The sequence below is a fragment of the Winogradskyella wandonensis genome, from assembly GCF_004346845.1.
Lineage (GTDB): Bacteria > Bacteroidota > Bacteroidia > Flavobacteriales > Flavobacteriaceae > Winogradskyella > Winogradskyella wandonensis.
Genome location: NZ_SMGI01000002.1, coordinates 72064 through 88782, shown reverse-complemented (window position 1 = coordinate 88782; position 16719 = coordinate 72064). Strand labels below are relative to the sequence as shown.

16 protein-coding genes are annotated in these 16719 nt (G+C 35.4%); 9 read left to right on the top strand and 7 right to left on the bottom strand.

From position 1 onward, the window contains the following. Positions 1–3 precede the first annotated feature (3 nt). From xrtF to DFQ05_RS05180, 7 genes are all read left to right on the top strand, one after another. Positions 4–558: an exosortase family protein XrtF gene (xrtF, locus tag DFQ05_RS05210; protein ID WP_132704316.1), complete on the top strand. Its 555-nt coding sequence runs from the start codon at positions 4–6 to the stop codon at positions 556–558. Continuing rightward, positions 551–979: an exosortase F system-associated membrane protein gene (locus DFQ05_RS05205; protein WP_132704314.1), complete on the top strand. Its 429-nt coding sequence runs from the start codon at positions 551–553 to the stop codon at positions 977–979. Before xrtF ends, DFQ05_RS05205 begins: the two co-directional genes overlap by 8 nt. Before the next feature lie 49 nt (positions 980–1028). After that, positions 1029–1433: an HYC_CC_PP family protein gene (locus tag DFQ05_RS05200; protein WP_241974215.1), complete on the top strand. Its 405-nt coding sequence runs from the start codon at positions 1029–1031 to the stop codon at positions 1431–1433. A gap of 68 nt (positions 1434–1501) precedes the next feature. Next, entirely contained in the window at positions 1502–2233 is a 732-nt protein-coding gene (locus DFQ05_RS05195) for a heavy-metal-associated domain-containing protein (RefSeq protein ID WP_132704312.1), read from the top strand. Further along, on the top strand, positions 2230–4500 hold the full coding sequence (locus DFQ05_RS05190; protein WP_132704310.1) for a TonB-dependent receptor: 2271 nt from the start codon (positions 2230–2232) through the stop codon (positions 4498–4500). The genes DFQ05_RS05195 and DFQ05_RS05190 overlap by 4 nt, the downstream gene beginning before the upstream one ends. 109 nt (positions 4501–4609) lie before the next feature. Further along, entirely contained in the window at positions 4610–4960 is a 351-nt protein-coding gene (locus DFQ05_RS05185; protein ID WP_132704308.1) for a heavy-metal-associated domain-containing protein, read from the top strand. Positions 4961–5138: 178 nt separating this feature from the next. Beyond that, entirely contained in the window at positions 5139–5873 is a 735-nt protein-coding gene (locus DFQ05_RS05180) for a sulfite exporter TauE/SafE family protein (RefSeq protein WP_132704306.1), read from the top strand. Between the two features lie 143 nt (positions 5874–6016). Here the strand turns inward: DFQ05_RS05180 and groL are convergent, their stop codons facing one another. The 7 genes from groL to miaB all read right to left on the bottom strand — a co-directional run bounded on the left by groL (position 6017) and on the right by miaB (position 12799). Next, the gene (groL, locus tag DFQ05_RS05175; protein ID WP_132704304.1) at positions 6017–7648 is read right to left on the bottom strand and encodes a chaperonin GroEL; all 1632 of its coding nucleotides are present in this window, start codon (positions 7646–7648) and stop codon (positions 6017–6019) included. A gap of 40 nt (positions 7649–7688) precedes the next feature. Further along, positions 7689–7964: a co-chaperone GroES gene (locus DFQ05_RS05170; protein WP_132704302.1), complete on the bottom strand. Its 276-nt coding sequence runs from the start codon at positions 7962–7964 to the stop codon at positions 7689–7691. Positions 7965–8225: 261 nt separating this feature from the next. Then, entirely contained in the window at positions 8226–8567 is a 342-nt protein-coding gene (gene secG / locus DFQ05_RS05165; protein WP_132704300.1) for a preprotein translocase subunit SecG, read from the bottom strand. Beyond that, a complete protein-coding gene (locus tag DFQ05_RS05160) occupies positions 8560–9435 on the bottom strand; it encodes a tetratricopeptide repeat protein (RefSeq protein ID WP_132704298.1) in 876 nt (291 codons plus the stop codon). The genes secG and DFQ05_RS05160 overlap by 8 nt, the downstream gene beginning before the upstream one ends. Before the next feature lies 1 nt (position 9436). Continuing rightward, a complete protein-coding gene (lptE, locus tag DFQ05_RS05155) occupies positions 9437–9937 on the bottom strand; it encodes an LPS assembly lipoprotein LptE (protein ID WP_132704296.1) in 501 nt (166 codons plus the stop codon). A 26-nt stretch (positions 9938–9963) separates the two neighbouring features. After that, positions 9964–11235: a sigma-54 interaction domain-containing protein gene (locus DFQ05_RS05150; protein ID WP_132704294.1), complete on the bottom strand. Its 1272-nt coding sequence runs from the start codon at positions 11233–11235 to the stop codon at positions 9964–9966. A gap of 115 nt (positions 11236–11350) precedes the next feature. After that, positions 11351–12799: a tRNA (N6-isopentenyl adenosine(37)-C2)-methylthiotransferase MiaB gene (gene miaB / locus DFQ05_RS05145; protein ID WP_132704292.1), complete on the bottom strand. Its 1449-nt coding sequence runs from the start codon at positions 12797–12799 to the stop codon at positions 11351–11353. 228 nt (positions 12800–13027) lie between these two features. Here miaB and topA point away from each other — a divergent pair, with 228 nt between their 5' ends. Continuing rightward, complete coding sequence (gene topA / locus DFQ05_RS05140) at positions 13028–15538, top strand: type I DNA topoisomerase (RefSeq protein WP_132704290.1); 2511 nt, start codon at positions 13028–13030, stop codon at positions 15536–15538. Positions 15539–15544: 6 nt separating this feature from the next. Then, positions 15545–16711, top strand: a complete 1167-nt coding sequence (locus DFQ05_RS05135) for a formimidoylglutamase (protein ID WP_132704288.1) — start codon at positions 15545–15547, stop codon at positions 16709–16711. Positions 16712–16719 lie beyond the last annotated feature (8 nt).

The following is a 16719-nucleotide window of genomic DNA, read 5'->3' as shown; positions in this document are numbered from 1 at the left end:
TCTTTGAGGTCTTTACTTACAAAATATAAACTTGTAATTCGTTTTATCATTACCTTTATTTTGGTTTATGGTGTGTTGTCTTTTGGCTATAAATTTTATCTAGATTTCTCTAACGGCTCCAAATATTACCCAGATTACGTTACCAATTTGGTGGGTAAGCAAACCGAAGCTGTTTTAAATTCTTTTGGTTACCGAACGAATATTGTGCCACATTACGATGAGCCTTCGTTAATGGTTTTTGTAGAACAAAAATATATTGCTAGAGTTATCGAGGGATGTAACGGAATGAGTGTAATTATTTTGTTTATAGCCTTTGTAGTAGCGTTTTCGGATACATTTAAACGCACATTTTTATTCATTTTAGCGGGAAGTGTGCTTATCTATGCTGTAAACCTTATTAGAATTGTACTATTAACTGTTGGCTTGCATCATTATCCATGGCGCAGCGAAATTATGCACGAAGTTATATTTCCGCTTGCGATATACGGAATGGTTTTTATGCTTTGGATGTTTTGGGTAAATCAGTTTTCTAAAAAAGTAAAACCGTCCAATGTCTAAAACACCATCATACATCATAGCTGCGATTCTAATTGTACTGCTTGTTTTAGTTCGAGCTTTCGAAGACGTTTTATTTTATGACCCTTATTTATTATTCTTCGAAAATGACTATCTCTACATAGACAGTCCAAGACGCGAGGTGGCTAAATTGGTTTTTTTTACATCCTTGCGATACCTAATTAATACCTTGTTATCCTTAGGTATTATTTATTGTGCCTTTAAGGACAAGCAAATGATAAAATTTTCAATAATCATATATGCTGTGGCCTATTTGTGCTTTTTAGTTCCTTTTCTATATTTTGTAATTAATCCGCGACAAGAAGACTATTATTTATTTTTTAATGTGCGTCGATTTTTAATTCAGCCAATACTCTTACTATTATTACTTCCTGCGCTATACTATTATAAACTAAAACGTTAAGGAAGCTCTAAAGTTTACCATTTTCATTGCTTTTAATTAACTTTGCAACGTGAAAAACATAATATCACATAAAGTATTGTCTGTTGCGTTGGCAGTTTTGGTATTGTTTTCAACATTTTCTTTTACTGTTGAAAAGCATTACTGTGGCGATAATTTAATTGATGTAGCCATATTCTCTGAGGCAAAAAGTTGTGGCATGGAGATAGAATCTGAGCCTAAACTAAAAAAAACCTGCTGTAAAGATATTGTTGATGTTATTGAAGGGCAAGATGAATTGCAATCTGTAACTTTTGATGACTTAGATTTTCCTACTCAAGTTTTTTTAAGAGCTTTTGTACAGGCATACATCGTAAATTTTGAAAGTCTCCCAAAGCAAATAATTCCGCATAGAGATTACGTTCCGCCCAACTTAATTAGGGATATACAACTTCTTAACGACGTTTTTTTAATCTGATTTTTATTTGATTTTATCGCTTTACAAAGCATTTTATAATCAAATTATTTACAATCAAATTAAAAAAAATGACACATACATATCATGTTTCTGGGATGACTTGCGGCAGTTGCAAAGCGGCTGTAGAAAAAGCATTGCAAGAACTAGAAACTATAACATCAGTCGATGTGCAGCTTCAGGATAGCCTTGTTACTATTGTTTCCGAAGAACCAATATTTATTGAAGAGCTTCAAAAAGCGCTTCCCGAGAAATACAAAATTTCAGAGAAAAAGACGTCTAATATTTTTTCTTCTGCAACCGCTAATCAAAAACCAAAATCTAAGCTAAAGCAGCTTTTTCCATTAGTATTAATCTTAGGTTATATTTTTACAGCTTCCCTATTATTGAATAAAAATCAATGGAATCTAAATCGTTTTATGTACGATTTTATGGGACTGTTTTTTATTGTCTTCAGCTTTTTTAAGTTTTTAGACCTAAAAGGATTTAGCCAAAGTTTTAGAATGTACGACCCTTTAGCAAAACGAGTTAATGCCTATTCAAATATTTATCCTTTTATAGAACTGGCATTAGGACTTCTTTTTTTAATGCGACTAGAGTTAGAAATAGCCTTAATAGTTACGGTAATAATTTTAACGATAACTACAATTGGTGTGGCTAAAGTACTTTTAGATAAGAAAGCAATTCAATGTGCATGTTTAGGTACGGTTTTAAAGCTTCCTATGACTACAGCAACTTTAATAGAAAATTCAATAATGCTTGTAATGGCATTTTGGATGATACTTAAAATCTTTGTGCTATGAAAAAGATGTTATCACTTATTATTTTTCTGGCTCTAGGAATTAGTATTACAGCACAAGAAACCTTAAGCGGAATAGTCTTAGAATCTGTAGATACCAAAGAACAACCCTTACCGGGTGCAAATGTTTATTGGTTAGATACGAGCGTAGGAACCATGACAGACGAGGATGGAAAATTTTCTATTCCATATCAGAAGACGTATTCAAAACTAGTAATTAGTTACGTTGGTTTTAAAACGGATACCTTAAACGTTAGTTCAAACACGCCTATCCGTCATGTACTACAATCGACTTCAAATTTAGACCAGGTGACCATTACATCTCGTAAGCAAGCTACATCCAGGTCTTACTTAAAGGCAACAAATACATTTACCGTAAGTAGTGACGAGTTGCTTAAAGCAGCGTGTTGTAATCTTTCCGAGAGCTTTGAAACCAACCCATCTATAGACGTTAATTTTGCGGATGCTGTTTCTGGGACAAAGCAGATTAAAATGTTAGGACTTACATCGCCTTATATTTTAATTGCTACAGAAAATGTCCCCGCAATTAGGGGCGCAGCCCAAACTTACGGACTTAGTTTTATACCCGGAACTTGGGTAGAAAGTATACAAATTACTAAAGGTGCAGGTAGTGTTGTCAATGGATACGAAAGTATATCGGGTCAAATCAATGCAGAATTACAAAAACCATCTAACGATTCGCCATTTTTTCTAAATGCCTACGGCTCGGTTAATGGACGACTGGAACTCAATACGCATATAAACACAAATGTTTCTGAGAAATGGAAAACAGGATTTTACATTCATGGGAATATTCGTAATCAGGAGTTCGATAGAAATGACGACTCATTCCTAGATGTGCCTTTAAAAAAGCAAATCAATGTGATGAATCGATGGCAATACACCGATGCAGAAAAAGGGGTTGTGAGCTTTATTAATGTGCGTTATCTAAACGACAATATTCAAGCTGGTCAAATTAATTTTAATCCAGATACAGATCGCGGTACTACTAATGCTTGGGGAAGCGAAATAGATACAGAACGTTTTGAAATTACTACAAAGCTAGGTTATGTTAATCCTGAGGTGCCATGGCAAACTATTGGCTTTCAAACGGCATTTAGCTACCATAATCAGCAGTCTTATTTTGGTTTAAACACCTATGATATAAGGCATAATAGTTTTTATTCTAACATTATATATAACAGCATAATATCAGACTCTAGACACAAAATTAAAACAGGACTTAGTTTTACATTAGATGATTATGATGAGGTGGTAAATGCGACTGATTTTGAACGAATTGAAAATTCCGTAGGTGCATTTTTTGAATATGCCTACGATAATTTAGATAAACTAACACTTACGGCTGGTCTGCGCGCAGATGCACATAATAGATTTGGCTTTTTTATTACGCCAAGATTGCATTTACGCTATACGCCTTGGGAGAAGTCAGCATGGCGATTTTCAGTAGGAAGAGGTATTAGAAGCGCTAATATTTTTGCGGAAAATCAGAATTTATTCTCTAGTTCTAGACAAATTAATATTCAGAATTCTGGTGGAAAAATTTACGGTTTAGACCCAGAAATTGCATGGAATTATGGCATTAGCTATTTGCAAGGCTTTAATTTATTTGGACAAAAGGCGGATATTACTTTAGATTTTTACAGAACCGATTTTCAGAATCAAGTTGTAGTGGACTGGGAAAATCCGTTCGAAATTAATTTTTACAATTTAGAAGGCGATAGTTTTGCAAATAGTTTTCAGTTTGAGTTTAATTATAACGCTTTCAAAGGTGTTGATTTACGAACGGCCTACAAGTTTTACGACGTTAAAACAGATTACAATTCTGGTCGACTAGAGCGCCCGCTAACGCCGAGGCATCGTTTATTTGCTAATGCGGCTTACGAGACAGAACTGACTGATAGAGGAAAGCAGTGGAAATTTGATTTAACCTACAATTGGTTAAGTTCGCAGCGGTTTCCTGATACAAGTTTGAGTCCAGTTGAGTTTCAACGACCAGAGCGAACACCTACATTAGGAACTTTGAACGCTCAGATTACTAGGGTATTTTCGCCTAAATTTGAAGTTTATGTTGGCGGCGAAAATATAACCAACGTTAGGCAAGATAATCCAATTATTAGTTCAGATAACCCGTTTGGTTCAAATTTTGATACTAACTTTGTATATGGCCCAATATTTGGAAGCATGTTTTATGCAGGACTTAGATATAGAATAAGCCCATCTAAATCTTCCCAAAGGGAAGGCTTTTAAATAAGAAGACCTAAAAAATAATAACTTGTCATTCTGAACTTGTTTCAGAATCTTATGAATAAAATGTCACACTGAGCGCAGTCGAAGTGCTCACAAATAAATATAAAAAATGAAAAAACTAATAACACTTTCAGTAATGCTAATAGGTTTTTTAGCATTCTCACAAAACAAAAACGCAAAGCAAACCATTGAAGTTGATGGTGTTTGCATGATGTGTAAAGAGCGTATAGAAAAAGCAGCAATACGCACAAAAGGCGTAAAGTCCGCAATTTGGAATGTAAAAACACACGAGCTTAAACTCATTTTTGACGAGCGAAAAACTAATGTGGAAACGATTTCTAAAAACTTAGCTGCTGTTGGTCATGACACCAAAGCCATAAAAGCAACCGATGAAGCTTACAACTCTGTTAATCCATGTTGTAAATACAGGGATGAAGATGTCGTGAAAGCACACAATTAATAAAAAGCCCAAATGTAAGTTTGGGCTTTTTAATTTTTATGATTTATAGGCTACATCTAATTTTATGTGGCCTATATTTTTTTGAGTCGCCCTTAGTGTTTATTGGAAATTTTTGTTCAACTTAGAGGATGGACTTTTTATATATTGAAACACCTATATATCTTAAACCTTTGGCTGTATGAAGAACTTGAGTTATTTATTCCTGCTTTTAGCATTAATAGCTGAAGTTTTGGGAACAATAGGAGGTTTTGGGTCTTCAGTGTTTTTTGTGCCCGTAGCTAACTTTTATTTCGATTTTGAATCGGTTTTGGGACTCACTGCTATTTATCATCTTTCAAGCAACCTAAGCAAAATTGTATTGTTTAAAAAAGGTTTAGACAAGAAGTTGCTTCTTAACATTGGTTTACCATCTGTCTTGTTTGTTATCGTTGGAGGGTTACTTACAAAAGTGTTTAATAACCAATACCTGGAGTTGTTGTTGGGTATTTTTTTAGTTGTACTAGCTTTAGTATTTCTGATTAAGAGTAAATTAGTAATTACTCCAAATAAACGCAATGCTATAATAGGCGGAGGTTTATCTGGCTTTTCTGCCGGACTTATGGGTACAGGTGGTGCCATCCGAGGATTAACAATGGCAGCATTTAATTTGGAAAAAAATGCATTTATAGCAACATCCGCTTTTATCGATTTTTTGATAGACTTTTCAAGAACATTTGTGTATTACTATAATGGGTTTATCCATAATCACGATTTGATTTATGTTCCGTTTCTATTAGTTATTGGATTCGTTGGTACGGCTATTGGCAAAAAAATATTAAAGTACATTCCGCAAGATAAATTCAAGAAACTCTCTTTAACCTTAATTTTGCTTATTGGCCTTATGACATTAATAAATGTAATAGTAAAGAACTAGAAATTCAAAATAAATAAATGAATCTATCTCTTTGGGAATTAATAGTAAAAAAGCCTTTGATGAAAATCAAAGGCTTTTTAGCTTATAATTAAGACAAATATATACACACAATAGTGAATTCATTGCCTGCGGTCGCTGACCGCTTACATCATACCTGGCATTCCGCCGCCGCCCATTGGAGGCATTGCAGGAGCCTCTTCTTTAATGTCTACCAAAGCGCACTCAGTAGTAAGAATCATTCCTGCTACAGAAGCTGCATTCTCTAAAGCAATACGTGTCACTTTCTTAGGGTCAATAATACCCGCTTCAAGCATGTCTACATATTCTTCAGATTTAGCATTGTAACCAAAGTCTTTTTTACCTTCTAGTACTTTGTTAATTACTACAGAACCTTCTCCACCAGCATTTTCTACAATTGTACGTAACGGAGCTTCAATAGCTTTGTTTACAATTTGTACTCCAGTAGTTTCGTCTAAGTTGTTTGTTGTAATTTTTTCTAATGTTTTCTTAGCGCGTACTAAGGCTACACCACCACCAGCAACAATACCTTCTTCTACAGCTGCACGTGTTGCGTGTAATGCATCGTCTACACGGTCTTTCTTTTCTTTCATTTCAACTTCAGAAGCTGCGCCAACATAAAGTACGGCAACACCACCTGCTAGTTTTGCTAAACGCTCTTGTAACTTCTCTTTATCATAGTCCGACGTTGTTGTTTCTATCTGCGCTTTAATTTGGTTAACACGCGCCTTGATATCAGCAGCTTTTCCCGAACCATTAACAATAGTAGTGTTGTCTTTATCTATAGTCACAGTTTCAGCAGTTCCAAGCATAGATAAATCTGCATTTTCTAAAGAAAATCCGCGTTCTTCAGAGATTACAGTTCCGCCTGTAAGAATTGCGATGTCTTCTAACATTGCTTTGCGTCTGTCTCCAAAACCTGGAGCTTTTACAGCAGCAATTTTTAAACCACCACGCAATTTATTTACAACCAATGTTGCTAAAGCTTGCCCTTCAACATCTTCTGCGATGATTAAAAGCGGGCGACCAGATTGCGCTACTGGCTCTAAAATTGGAAGTATTTCTTGTAAATTAGAAATCTTCTTATCAAATAAGAGAATGTATGGATTTTCTAAATCGGCAATCATCTTGTCTGCGTCTGTGACGAAGTAAGGTGATAAATAACCTCTATCGAATTGCATACCTTCTACAACATCTACATAGGTATCCATTCCTTTAGCTTCCTCGACAGTGATTACACCTTCTTTACCAACTTTTCCAAATGCTGTAGCGATTAGCTCACCAATTGTATTATCGTTATTAGCCGAAATTGCAGCAACTTGATTGATTTTGTCTGAGTCGCTACCCACTTTTTTGGCTTGTTTTTCTAAGTCTTTTACAATAGCTTCTACAGCTTTATCGATGCCGCGTTTTAAATCCATTGGGTTTGCGCCAGCGGCAACATTTTTTAAGCCTTCTTTTACGATAGCTTGTGCCAAAACAGTTGCTGTTGTAGTACCATCTCCAGCTAAATCGTTAGTTTTAGATGCTACTTCTTTTACCATCTGAGCACCCATGTTTTCTAGCTCGTCTTCTAATTCGATTTCTTTTGCAACAGAAACGCCATCTTTTGTCACCTGAGGTGCACCAAACGATTTTCCTATAATTACGTTACGGCCTTTTGGACCTAGAGTTACTTTAACTGCGTTAGCTAATGCATCAACACCACGTTTTAGTCCGTCGCGTGCGTCGATATCAAATTTTATATCTTTTGCCATAATTAATGTTTTTTAGTTTTTAATCTTTAAAATTTACGATTTATACTATAGCTAGAATGTCGCTTTCGCGCATCATTAAGTAATCTTTACCTTCTAGTTTAAGCTCGGTACCGCCATATTTTCCATAAAGTACAACGTCACCAACTTTTACTGTTAAAGGTTCGTCTTTTTTACCATTACCAACGGCAACAACAGTTCCTTTTTGTGGTTTTTCTTTTGCATTATCAGGAATGATAATACCTGAAGCTGTTTTTGTTTCAGCTGCCATAGGTTCTACAAGAACTCTATCTGCTAAAGGTTTAATGTTTAAGCTCATTCTATTTAATATTTTGGTTAATAAATTATAATTTTAACGCTTTAGCGTTATTCGAAAATTGTGCCAAGACAATTAGACTGACAAAGTTTCAGAATGAAAGCCCGTTCCAACCTTAGCAAAGGGAAGGAGCACTCGCTCAACTCATAGAAACGAAATTAATTATTAAAAAAAATCTAATTTATATGTCACTCTATTTCTTTCTGTTACATAAAAAAAGCCAACTTTTAAAGTTGGCTTTTATCTATTTTATTTTCTAAAAACTTAATCGTTGTTAGTTGTAGAGTCATCTGTCACAGGAGGCGTTACAGGTTGTTGTGTCTGAGGTGCATCCTCCGCATCTAATGCTTTAGAATCACTTACGCCGCCAGCACCTTCTATAGTGATGTTAGATAATAAGATTAATGCAATTAAAAGCGTTGCTAAAAACCAAGTACTTTTATCTAAAAAGTCTCCTGTCTTCTTGACACCACCTAATTGTTGAGTGCCGCCACCACCAAATGAGGATGATAAACCACCACCTTTAGGATTTTGTACCATAATTACTACGACTAGTAAAAAGGCTACTATTACGATTAATACTAAAAATATTGTAAAATTAGTCATTGTCTGTATTATTACGTTCTTTTAATTCTTTTACCGCTTTAATTTGGTCTGCAAAGAAACTACTTTTTTCTGGATATTTCAAACTTAAAATTCGGTAAGATTGAATAGCTTTTTCATAGTTCTTTTGCTCTAAGTAAATACGCGCTAAAGTCTCCGTCATTAGGCTGTCTTCGATGTCGTCGCTATTATCAACAAGCTTAGGTTTTGGTGTATTTACAGTGGGTTTTATTTTGGGATTTTCTAAAATAAACCTATCGATAGTTTCTAATTTATTAATAAGCGGTGCTTCAGTTTTGTCTGCTTCTTCAGTTCTGTCTATAGGTTTAAAACTTGTGATTTTTAACCATTCTGAAAATGAGTGCGTTTCAGAGGTAGAAAATTCTAACGGTTTTCCAATTTTTAATTTTTCTTCGGCAGAGTTGCTTTTTATAGGTTCTGCGACTGAATCTGAGCCTTCTTTTTTATTGAATAAATTTGGGTCTAAGACACCTTCCGTAGCTTCAATATGTTGTTTTAAGGCATCATCTATAGTTACGCTTCGATGTATCGAAATATCATCTACGGCATTAACTTCAATAGCTTTTATGTATTCTGAATTTTGTTTAATCTGTTCAGAAATCAGATTCTGATTAAAGATTTCCGAGGTGATAAAGTCAAACAAAATACTTCTATCGGTGGTGTGTGCTGCCGTGACCTTTAAAGCGTTGTTATATTTATAACTGTCCTTGTTTTTTAGGGCTTTAAGATATAATGCTCGTATTGGCTGAAAATAAGGGTAAGTATCCACTAGCGACTTAAGCTCCGTAATTTGTTCTGGCTTAAGCGTTTCTGGACGCTGTAATATGTCTGATAATTCTTGTAGTTGCATATTACCAATCTGCAAAAGCTTTTTGAAAAATATCTTGAGTAATACGTTGGAAAATTTCTTCCCAAGCACTGTCTCTTTGACTGCCTGTTAAGAGTGCATCACCATCGTAGTCTACAAAAAACGAAAAGCGCTGCTCGAAATTTTTTTCTTCGTCTTTAGTATCTGTATACCTAACATTAACACCTATTGTAAGTCTGTTTTGAGCGGCTCTATTATTAGCAGTTGCCGTTGTAGGACTAATACGATATTCTACAATCTCTCCATCAAAAATAACTTCGCCACCAGACGTTACAAGATTAGAGCTTGTTTGGTTTTGAATTAGGTCTTGAAGCGCGTTTGTAAACTGAATGTCTAAACCTGGCTCAATGAGTGGTGCATTATTTTGAAAGAAATTAACCTGAAACGAATTTGGCGTATCAGTTACACCAGTAAATGAGTAAAAGCCGCATCCTGTCAGGCTAAGAAAAAGTGCTACTATGCTTATATATTTGTATATTCTCATTGCTGTTTTTTACTAAAACGAACGAATTATAAATCGTATTGCTTTATCTTTCTATATAAAGTACGTTCGCTAATGCCCAACTCTGCAGCGGCTAATTTACGCTTTCCGTTGTGGCGTTCTAATGATTTTTTAATTAATTCTAATTCTTTGTCTTGCAGAGACAATGTTTCTTCTTCCTCAATCTCTTCTGCAAAGTGATATTTATCGTCGCTGTTTGTAACTGTTTCGTCAATTAGTTCTTCCTTATGTTCGGGAATTGCTAAAACAGATAAATCGTCTACGGTCTCTTCAAAATCCGAAACGTCATCATTGCCATAAATTTTCTGAATTAAACTTTCATTATCTTTCTGAACTTCAGAAGCATTACCACTTTTCATTAGTTCCATGGTAAGCTTCTTAAGGTCATTTAAGTCACTTTTCATATCAAATAAGACCTTGTACAGAATTTCCCGTTCGTTACTAAAGTCGCTTTCGGATTTAGACTCCTTGATTATCGCAGGTAAATTCTGCCCAGCGCCAGTTGGTAAATACGTTTGTAAAGTATTAGCCGAAATCGTACGATTATGTTCTAGCACAGAAATTTGTTCAGCTACGTTTCGTAACTGACGGATATTTCCATTCCAGCGATAACGCAATAATAATTGTACAGCCTCATCAGTTAGCTTAATGGTTGGCATCTTATATTTTAGAGCAAAATCGCTTGCAAATTTTCGGAATAAAAGATGAATATCTTCTTTACGTTCCCGCAATGCCGGAAGGTTAATTTCAATAGTACTTAAACGATAATATAAATCTTCTCTGAAGCGTTCTTTTTTAATAGCCTCGAACATATTAACATTAGTAGCAGCAACGATTCTTACATCTGTTTTTTGAACTTTAGAAGAGCCAACTTTTATAAACTCACCATTTTCTAGTACTCTTAGCAGACGTACTTGAGTAGTTAATGGTAATTCGCCAACTTCGTCTAAGAATATGGTGCCGCCATCCGCAACTTCAAAATAGCCAGAGCGTGTTTGTGTAGCTCCAGTAAAAGCACCTTTTTCGTGGCCAAAAAGTTCGCTATCAATGGTGCCTTCTGGTATTGCACCACAGTTTACGGCTATATATTTTCCGTGTTTACGATGCGATAGCTGATGAATTATTTTTGGAATACTCTCTTTACCAACACCGCTTTCTCCAGTTACTAAAATAGAAATATCGGTAGGGGCAACCTGTATTGCTTTTTCGATGGCGCGATTAAGCTTTGGGTCGTTACCAATGATACCGAAACGCTGTTTTATGGCTTGTACTGATTCCATAGGCATTTTCCGTATAAACGGGAATCTTTTTTTTAGGTATTCTAGTCACTTCGAGAACCTCAGTGTCCAGAAAAATAATTTGGTCGCTAAGGTTCTCGAAGCGACATTATTTATATTAATTATTTTCAGAGTACCCAACAGCTTCACCAATTAAGGTTGCTGATGTACAATCTGTAATTTTTACATTCACAAAATCACCAACTTTATAATGCTCTTTTGGGAAAACCACAACTGTGTTTTGTGTATTTCTCCCAGACCAGTGTGCATCCGATTTCTTCGAACTTTTTTCTATAAGTACCTCTTGGGTTTGTCCTACCTGCTTCAACGTATTGTAATGACTGTGTTTTCGTTGTAAAGCTTGAATTTCGTTAAGTCGTCTTTTCTTTACCTCTTCGGGCACATCATCTTTCATTTTACGACCAGCCAGAGTGCCAGGACGCTCAGAATAGGCAAACATAAAACCAAAATCATATTTTACATATTCCATTAAGCTCAATGTGTCTTGGTGGTCCTCTTCTGTTTCTGTAGGGAAACCAGCAATCATGTCTTGACTTATGGCTACTTCTGGAATAATACGTTTTATGTTATCAATCAATTCAAAATATTCTTCGCGGGTATGAAGGCGATTCATTTCTTTTAAAATACGATTACTACCACTTTGTACTGGTAAATGAATGTATTTACAGATATTTCTATGCTTTGCCATGGTTTCGATAACATCAAGCGTCATATCTTGTGGGTTGGACGTTGAAAAACGAAAACGCATTTTTGGCTGTGCTTTAGCACACATGTCTAAAAGCATTGCAAAATTTACAGCTGTTGCTTTTTGTATTTCAGAGGCTTTGTCGAAATCTTTTTTAAGTCCACCACCATACCATAAATAACTATCTACATTTTGGCCAAGAAGCGTAACCTCTTTAAATCCTCTTTTTGCTAAATCATTAATTTCTTCGATTATAGATTGCGGTTCTCGGCTGCGCTCGCGTCCTCTGGTAAAAGGAACAACACAGAATGTACACATATTATCACAACCACGAGTAATGGAAACAAAGGCTGTAACACCATTACTATTAAGTCTTACAGGAGCAATATCGCCATAAGTTTCTTCCTTAGATAAAATTACGTTTATAGCATTTCTGCCATCCTCAACCTCTTCTATAAGATTTGGTAAATCTTTGTAAGCATCTGGTCCAACGACCAAATCTACCATTTTTTCCTCTTCAAGAAATTTACTTTTTAAACGTTCGGCCATACAACCAAGAACGCCAATCTTCATTTTTGGATTCTTATCTTTTTTTACGGCGTTGTATTTTTCTAAACGTTTACGAACAGTCTGTTCTGCTTTATCTCTAATTGAACAAGTATTTACAAGTACTAAATCGGCTTCCTCAAGTGTATTTGTGGTATTAAATCCTTCTTGAGATAAAATTGATGCTACAATCTCACTATCGCTAAAATTCATTTGGCAACCATAACTTTCAATAAAAAGTTTTTTGGTATTACCATCTTTAGCTTCAATAACTAGGCGTTCACCTTGTTTATTTTCATCAATAATTTTTTCCATAGGTGTTTTCCAGTATAAATGGAATTCTGTTTCGTGTGTCAATAAGCATGCAAAGATAAGAATAAATGAATGATTGTGACAAAGTGGCAGTAGTAATTTGTTTTATTAATAGAGCTTCAGTGTGTATTTTTATTAGTTAAATAGGGCTTAATTTTTAGCTGTATTTAACCATAATTAGGTTGGTATATTTTTTTTGATATACATTTGTACCCTCAAAAAAAAGTAATAATGCCAAAGAATTTAGTTATAGTTGAGTCACCTGCAAAAGCCAAAACCATAGAAAAATTTCTAGGGAAAGACTTTAAAGTCGAGTCTAGTTTTGGTCATATCGCAGATTTGCCTTCCAAAGAGTTGGGTGTAGATGTCGAGGGTGATTTCAAGCCAAAATATCAAGTCTCTAAAGACAAAAAAGATATTGTAAAAAAACTAAAGGATTTAGCCCAGAAAGCAGAGATTGTTTGGCTAGCGAGTGATGAGGATAGAGAAGGGGAAGCCATTGCATGGCATTTGGCAGAAAGTTTAGGCTTGGATAAAGAGAAAACCAAACGAATTGTTTTTCATGAAATTACAAAAAGTGCTATCCAAAAAGCCATAGAAAACCCAAGAAGTATTGATTATAATTTGGTAGATGCGCAACAAGCAAGACGCGTTTTAGATAGAATTGTTGGTTATGAATTGTCTCCAGTATTATGGCGTAAGGTTAAAGGCGGATTGTCTGCTGGTCGTGTTCAATCGGTGTCGGTAAGATTAATTGTAGAACGCGAGAGAGAAATAGAGAAATTTAAAACGGATGCCACTTACAGGGTCGATGCCGAATTTAAAACAGCAAACGGCTCTACGTTTAAGGCAAAATTACCTAAGAATTTTGATACAGAAGAAGAGGCAGTTCAGTTTTTAAAGAATAATATTGGCGCTTCTTACGACGTTGCAGACCTTCAGAAAAAGCCAGCAAAAAAATCGCCAGCGCCACCATTTACAACATCTACGTTACAGCAAGAGGCTTCTAGAAAATTAGGCTTTTCAGTTAGTCGTACAATGAGCAATGCACAACGTTTGTACGAAGCGGGTTTAATTACGTATATGAGAACCGATAGTGTTAATCTTTCTGACGAGGCTAAGCAAGGCGCAAAAAATGAAATTATAAGCGCTTACGGTACAGAGTTTAGTAAACCACGTAATTATAAAGGAAAAAGCAAAGGTGCGCAAGAAGCTCACGAAGCCATTCGACCAACAAATTTTGCAAGTCATTCTGTTAATGCAGAGCGTGATCAAGCGAGATTATATGAGCTTATATGGAAACGTGCTATCGCATCACAAATGAGTGAAGCTAAATTGGAGCGTACCAACCTTAAGATTCGGATAAATTCTGATAAGGCGGTAAGCGAGCAATTTACTGCTAGCGGAGAAATCATCACATTCGAAGGTTTTCTAAAAGTATATTTAGAAGGCACAGACGACGAAGATACAGAGCAAGAAGGGATTTTACCAGATTTAAAAGTTGGCGAGGCATTAGATAGCAACTACATCACGGCAACCGAGCGTTTTACACGACCACCATCTCGTTTTACAGAGGCATCTCTAGTAAAAAAACTAGAGGAATTGGGTATTGGTCGTCCATCGACTTACGCACCAACAATTTCTACCATACAAAATAGAAATTATATAGAAAAAGGAACAAGCGAAGGCGAAGAGCGTAACTACAAACAAATTGTTTTTGAGGACGACAATATTAAAGAAAAGCAGTTGTCCGAAATTACAGGTTCGAATAAAGGTAAATTAGTACCAACAGATATTGGAATGATTGTTACGGATTTCCTTGTGAATCATTTTGAAAGTATTCTTGATTATAATTTTACGGCGAAAGTAGAAGAGAGTTTTGATGATATTGCCGAGGGTAAAGAAGATTGGCGAGCTATGATGAAGGATTTCTACAAAGGATTTCATCCACAAGTAGAAGATGTAAAAGAAAATGCCGAGCGCGAATCAGGTGAACGTGTCTTGGGTGTAGATCCAGAAAGTGGCCGCCAAGTTAGCGTACGTCTAGGTAAATTTGGGCCAATGGTGCAAATAGGGACAGTAGAAGAAGAAGAGAAGCCAAAATTTGCAAGTCTTTCTCCAGACCAACAATTGAGTTCTATTACCTTCGAGGAAGCTATGGACTTGTTTAAACTTCCAAAATCTTTAGGTCACTATAAAGAAGAAGAAGTTGAGGTGAATAATGGACGCTACGGACCTTATGTGCGTTTTGGAAAAAAATTCGTTTCCTTACCAAAAGGAGTTGATCCATTAAGTGTAGATTTCGACGAAGCTGTAGCGTATATTAAAGAGAAAGAAAAAGCAGACGCACCTATATATACGTATCAAGGATTAGATGTAATAAAAGGAAAAGGACGTTTTGGGCCATTTATTAAATGGAACAATATGTTTATTAATGTGAATAAAAAATATGATTGGGATAATTTATCTGAGGAAGATATCGTTACTTTAATCGAAGATAAAATACAAAAAGAAAAGGATAAGCTTATTCATGTTTGGGAAGAAGAAGGTGTACGTGTAGAAAAAGCAAGATGGGGAAGACACCATGTAATTAAAGGTAAGCAAAAAGTTGAATTGCCAAAGACTGTTGATGTTAGCGATATGACATTAGAAGAAGCTCAGGCAATTCTAGAAAAAAATGCTCCAAAGAAAAAAGCATCCAAAAGAAAGACCACCAAAAAGAAAACAACTTCAAAAAAATAACTGCTAATGAATTTTAATTTTCTCTCCCCAGTTTCGGATTTAGTGTTAGCACATACCGAGTTATTATCACAGCAAACCATAGGAAAGAAAGTTAAAATTCACTCAGAGCAAAATGGCATTCCAGACTTAGATGATGTTAAAATCGCCATAGTTGGTGTTAAGGAAAATCGAAACGATGTCAATTATATTGGTGCAACTCTGAATTTTGACGATATAAGAAAAACATTGTACAGTCTTTTTCCAGGGAATTGGCACACAACTATAGCAGATTTAGGCGATATTGAGCCTGGCGAATCAGTGGAAGACAGTTATTTTGCTTTAAAGACCACTACAGAGTTACTTATAGAAAAAGGGATTATACCTATAATATTAGGAGGCAGTCAAGATTTAACCTACGCCAATTATAGAGCTTACGATAGTCTTCAGCCAATGGTTAATATTGTAAGTGTCGATACGAATTTCGATCTAGGCGATTCGTCTTTACCTATTAAGAACAACAGTTATTTAGGTAAGATAATTACGGAGGAGCCTTATAACTTATTTAATTACTCTACGTTAGGTTACCAAACCTATTTCAATTCTCAAGAAGAAATAGATTTGATGGAGCGTTTGTATTTTGAAGCCTATCGCTTAGGAGAGGTTTCTAAAAACATTCATGCAGTAGAGCCAATAATGAGAGATGCTCACATCGTAACGGTAGATTTAAAATCTGTTAGAGCAGCGGAAGTCGGTGAGCGTCTAAAGTTTACACCAAATGGTTTAGACGGAAAAGAGATTTGTGCCATTACACGTTATGCGGGCATAAGCAATAAAGTATCTTCCTTTGGTATATACGAATACCATTATGCACCAAAGGATGACATAACGGCGATGCTTATCTCTCAAATGATGTGGTATTTTATTGAAGGCGTTAATTGCAGAGTTAAAGATGACGATTTTGTAAATTCCAATAACTATCAAAAATACAATGTACTTGTTGAAGATGAAGAGCTTATATTCTTTAAAAGTATAAAAACGGGACGCTGGTGGATAGAAATTCCTTTTTTAGCAAATCTTAATAATAAATTAAAAAAGCATACGTTATTACCATGCGCATACGACGATTACGTAGATGCAACCTCTGGTAAAATACCAGAAAGATGGTATAAAGCCTACAGGAAGAATAACTTCTAAAATATGCA

Excerpts from the sequence above, each read along its gene's own strand:
- topA (WP_132704290.1), top strand. The coding sequence starts at position 13,028 with ATGCCAAAGAATTTAGTTATAGTTGAGTCACCTGCAAAAGCCAAAACC.
- groL (WP_132704304.1), bottom strand. The coding sequence starts at position 7,648 with ATGGCAAAAGATATAAAATTTGATATCGACGCACGCGACGGACTAAAA.
- DFQ05_RS05190 (WP_132704310.1), top strand. The coding sequence starts at position 2,230 with ATGAAAAAGATGTTATCACTTATTATTTTTCTGGCTCTAGGAATTAGT.
- lptE (WP_132704296.1), bottom strand. The coding sequence starts at position 9,937 with ATGAGAATATACAAATATATAAGCATAGTAGCACTTTTTCTTAGCCTG.
- secG (WP_132704300.1), bottom strand. The coding sequence starts at position 8,567 with ATGACTAATTTTACAATATTTTTAGTATTAATCGTAATAGTAGCCTTT.
- DFQ05_RS05205 (WP_132704314.1), top strand. The coding sequence starts at position 551 with ATGTCTAAAACACCATCATACATCATAGCTGCGATTCTAATTGTACTG.
- DFQ05_RS05150 (WP_132704294.1), bottom strand. The coding sequence starts at position 11,235 with ATGGAATCAGTACAAGCCATAAAACAGCGTTTCGGTATCATTGGTAAC.
- DFQ05_RS05170 (WP_132704302.1), bottom strand. The coding sequence starts at position 7,964 with ATGAGCTTAAACATTAAACCTTTAGCAGATAGAGTTCTTGTAGAACCT.
- DFQ05_RS05135 (WP_132704288.1), top strand. The coding sequence starts at position 15,545 with ATGAATTTTAATTTTCTCTCCCCAGTTTCGGATTTAGTGTTAGCACAT.
- miaB (WP_132704292.1), bottom strand. The coding sequence starts at position 12,799 with ATGGAAAAAATTATTGATGAAAATAAACAAGGTGAACGCCTAGTTATT.
- DFQ05_RS05160 (WP_132704298.1), bottom strand. The coding sequence starts at position 9,435 with ATGCAACTACAAGAATTATCAGACATATTACAGCGTCCAGAAACGCTT.
- DFQ05_RS05180 (WP_132704306.1), top strand. The coding sequence starts at position 5,139 with ATGAAGAACTTGAGTTATTTATTCCTGCTTTTAGCATTAATAGCTGAA.
- DFQ05_RS05195 (WP_132704312.1), top strand. The coding sequence starts at position 1,502 with ATGACACATACATATCATGTTTCTGGGATGACTTGCGGCAGTTGCAAA.
- DFQ05_RS05185 (WP_132704308.1), top strand. The coding sequence starts at position 4,610 with ATGAAAAAACTAATAACACTTTCAGTAATGCTAATAGGTTTTTTAGCA.